Annotated in this window: 4 protein-coding genes; all 4 read left to right on the top strand. The window is 37.2% G+C overall.

The genetic code is table 11. The features are described 5' to 3' along the window. The first annotated feature begins 133 nt into the window (after positions 1–133). Positions 134–727: a hypothetical protein gene (locus IE867_RS14095; RefSeq protein ID WP_192485348.1), complete on the top strand. Its 594-nt coding sequence runs from the start codon at positions 134–136 to the stop codon at positions 725–727. Positions 728–846: 119 nt separating this feature from the next. Further along, the gene (locus IE867_RS14090) at positions 847–1,428 is read left to right on the top strand and encodes a hypothetical protein (RefSeq protein ID WP_192485347.1); all 582 of its coding nucleotides are present in this window, start codon (positions 847–849) and stop codon (positions 1,426–1,428) included. Next, positions 1,428–2,036: a hypothetical protein gene (locus IE867_RS14085; protein ID WP_192485346.1), complete on the top strand. Its 609-nt coding sequence runs from the start codon at positions 1,428–1,430 to the stop codon at positions 2,034–2,036. The genes IE867_RS14090 and IE867_RS14085 overlap by 1 nt, the downstream gene beginning before the upstream one ends. Continuing rightward, entirely contained in the window at positions 2,036–4,006 is a 1,971-nt protein-coding gene (locus IE867_RS14080; protein WP_192485345.1) for an NHL repeat-containing protein, read from the top strand. Before IE867_RS14085 ends, IE867_RS14080 begins: the two co-directional genes overlap by 1 nt. Positions 4,007–4,135: the final 129 nt, after the last annotated feature.

Genomic DNA, 4,135 nt, shown 5'->3' with positions numbered 1-4,135 from the left:
TAGAAAGCTGTTAAAAACAATTTATTTAACACTTAAAAATAATTGGGTTTTTGAAGATTTCCCCAACTATGTTTTGAGAAAAAATTAAACATTTAACCAACTGAAGAGTTGAAAATTAACATAGGAGCTACTTATGAAAGGAACGAATTTGTTTTTAATGAGTTGCGGCATGATCTCAATGGCTTATGCCGCTAGCGAATCTTTTGAGATCGAGGTGATTGTGGGAGAAAGATCTGTCAAGTTTGATATGACACATATCCCACTGTCAGTGACTACCTTAGCCGGTGAGACAACAACAAACTTTGAGCATGTTGGCTTATCGGTCCATCATATTGATTCTGCTAAAGACTATTCTTTCAACATTACAGCGGAAGGGTCATCTATCGGTAGTATTAACGCTTTGCAAGGTGTGCACTTGGTCGGGCGAAATACGAATGAAAAAAACGTTGCGTTAAAGTCAATTTTATTAAAATCAGCAGATGGGCAACCTATTAATATTAAAACAACAACACATAATTGTCGTTTGCAAGGCAATGCGCTTCACTTTGGCACAGAAAGCGATAGCAACTTGTGTGAGATTGAAATTGATGGGCAGAATTTATCACGTATTGATGTAAGTCAGTCAAACTCGCCAGGAAGCACTGTCTTTAGTTTTAATATATCCAAGGATGCTAAGCAAGACAGTTATGTAACACAGCTTAATATCAAGATGGAGCAGAGTATGTAATACATTACTTAAGCTATTAAACGCATCAATATGGTGATAAATAGTTTAAATGGGGTATATCAAGCTTAAGTCGTGATGATTAGGTATATTAGAGGCAAACCCTACACAGGAGGATAAAAATGAAACAACTACAATTTATTTTATTCTCACTACTGTTGTGGGGAACCCTTCAAGCTGAAGAAGCTATTTTAGACTTAACAGCAACGATTGAGAATAAAAATGCGAATTTTATATTAACAGAAGAGCCGATTGTTGCTGAAATCTTTAAAGGTACTGCAGATTATGAAAAAACAGTTGCGGGTTTAAAAACAACTGAAGTCAGTCCCAGCCTGCAATATCGATTAGTGATTAAATCTTCCAGTGGTATGGGAGGTGATCCTGAGAGTGGTTTACAAGGGATCTATTTGAAAAAAAATGATACAGTGGGTGCCGTGATTAAGTCACTCACATTCTTTTATGCTGATGAAACAACAGCGCTTAATATTGCTCAAGCGCAGGTCAATTGTCAGTTAAATGGTAATGAGATTGTTTTTGGGCAAGCACAGCCACTTTTTCCATGCGTATTAACCTTTGCAGGAGATCAATTAACGCCGCTTATGAGTGAAAATGGTTTTACCAAAATGAAATTTGCGTCGGCTGAAAATGCACAAGCCGGTACCTACAGCACCACTTTGGAACTTGAATTATCCGAGGTGTTGTAATGAGTTTTATACGTATGAGCGTGGGGTTTTTACTAATCACCATAGGACTAAATGCCTATACAGCACAACTGCCTATAACCATTATTAATGCCGATAAGATAGCAAAGCGTTCTTTGCCGATGGCAATGAGTTTTAGCGGTGTTGATGTCACCATGGAAAAAGGCAATAGTAACATTCAGTCAAATCCAGCAAATTATTCGTTTAGTAACATTGATGAAGAAAAACGTTATCAACTTCAGTTTCAAACAGGGGCGTTAGTTTCCGTTAATGCCGATGATCGAGCATATACGGGTATCGCACTAAAACATCAAACAACACAGGATGAATCGGTTGTTGTCAATAATTTACGTTTTGTCAACCAAACGGGGCAAGGTTTAGTGCCATGGGATGTCCGGCAAGGTAATTGTTATGCATTACCAGACGGACAAATTGAGTTTAACATAGCAGAGGGTGGTGAAACATGTTATGTGCAATATAAAGGTTCAGAACTTGTCAACATAACATCATCAACACCAGGCAAGGTAACAGGGTATTTTTCAGCGGATAGCCTTGCGGCGTCTGGCACCTACAATAATCAGATGACAATTATAATTAGTGAGGTAATATAATGAAGTTTTTTATCATTCTAATGACCTGCCTATTTGCTCAGATTCACACTATCTATGCTGCTGATAATAATAAATATCTTAGAGCCGCGGGTAGCCATTCAATTGTATTGAATGTCGAACATAAACCAATCGGTTACTATCAGGTGAGTGAGATGACGATCGATAATCCAAATTTCACTGTTGTAGATAGTGCATCATGTCAGTTTCTAGAGAAGCAGTGCATGATCCATATTGATGTGGCAGTTGAAGCTGCAGAGCAAGTTGCTCATTTAAGCTATCAATTGACGGATTTACTTACAGGTGAGATTAGCCAAGAAAGTATTATGCTAGAAACTGCACCCGTGATGAGCCATATTTCAAGTGTTAATGCCTATTATGACAATAAAACAGAGCATTATTTATTAGCTCGTGGCAATCAGGTGACCTTTAATATTGAGGTTGTTGGTGGTTTTCCATGGATTGATGCCGATGTGTCATTATCGGATAACGAAGCGATGCAAATTATTGATCATAATTGTGTAGGTATAATTGATGCGCATAGTTCTTGTCAGGTGACTATCGAAGTTAGTCAGGCAACAGAGGCTTTTTATGCAGATTTAAACATCATTAATAGCTTACCTCAAAAGAAAACACTGGAAATTAAAAATGGTCTATTAAGTCAAGTGACACAACTGACAACCGGTATGTTAAAGATTGATTTTATAGCATTGCAAGATATCCAGAATATTAGTCTTTTAGGATTAAATGATGATAAATGGGTGATCAATATAGGGATTGCTAATGGTTGTGATATCAGTGGTAATATGTCACTTAATGAAGCTCAAAGTTGCTCGTTATATTTATCACAGCACCCTGCTTATCGTTACTTTACAACGGGGCTTTATCAAAAAGAAATTAGCATTCCCACATCTATTGGTGACTTTTTAATGGAGGTCAACTTGGAAGGAGAATTGGCGATTCCGGATAAGCAAACAAATCATTTATTTATGTATAAAGTAAGCGGTAATGATTTAAGCTTTGATCGTGAGATTCCATTAAGTGTTCCAGTGGGGCATATGTTGGCTAATCCGTTTGGGTACTTGTATATTACGGATGCCGATAATGGTGATATCTATCGCTATAACCTATTGCACGACAATATTGAGAAAGTCTATGGCAGTGCTCATGGTGCCAGCAGCTTAGTGCTAAGAGAAAATGTCTTTGTGAATAATGCGCACAATCTTCATATTGTTTATGAGGATGGCACATTATTGCAATTACGCGAAAATATTGACTTGGCTACAGCTGAAATGAGTACTTATAATTTAGGAAATGCTGAGAATTTTTATCATATTTCAAAGCGCTATGGTCGAAATACGTTGTATCTAACCAAAGGTGATTCTGGTGGTGATAGTTTGATACAAACAATTAACTTAACCAGCCCATTAGATAATACAACAAGTAATGAGCTTGCCACTAACTTAGAAGGTAATAGCGCTATCTTTCAGACAAGCAGTCGAGTATTTGCGATAGACTCAAGCGATACACCTTTTTATAAAAAAAGCGGTGTTGTTGCCCAATGGACAGGTGGAAAATCAACAAATAGTCTTTCAGCTTTGATAAAAGCTATTCAATTAGGATATGAAAATCCAAATGGTTTAGAAATTGTTGTTGCATTAGGTACAAATGCTGGCATTGCTCATTTCCACAGAAACACGACCAGCCCAAGGCTTGCTAAGCCTTATAATCCAGAGAGTGATCTAGGAGATACGCTAGCTATTTTGCCCAGCGATAATGGTAAAGTATTTGCTTTTAGTCAGTCAGAAATTACGACAGCATTGGGACTTTTTAATTGTGCTGGCAGTGGTTGCAGTCATCGCAATACTTATAAGAAGATTGATGGCTTTGTGTTGCCTACTGATGCTAATTATCAAGCAATGACAATAGTTCAATTTTTATCAGCAACCGAATTAAGACCAGTAATAAATTAAGTAAAGGAGATGAGATGATTAAATCTACAGCTCACCGGTTTAATTCTAATCAAGTGTATAATATTAACTTGGTTGGAGCAGATAGATGATAGATTGGATCGTTAATTTAGGGCGTATTGACCCTGTAAA

Source organism: Cysteiniphilum marinum (assembly GCF_014857925.1).
GTDB classification, from domain to species: domain Bacteria; phylum Pseudomonadota; class Gammaproteobacteria; order Francisellales; family Francisellaceae; genus Caedibacter; species Caedibacter marinus.
The sequence above is the reverse complement of the archived record's forward strand: the minus strand, read 5'-3'. Positions and strand labels throughout refer to the sequence as shown.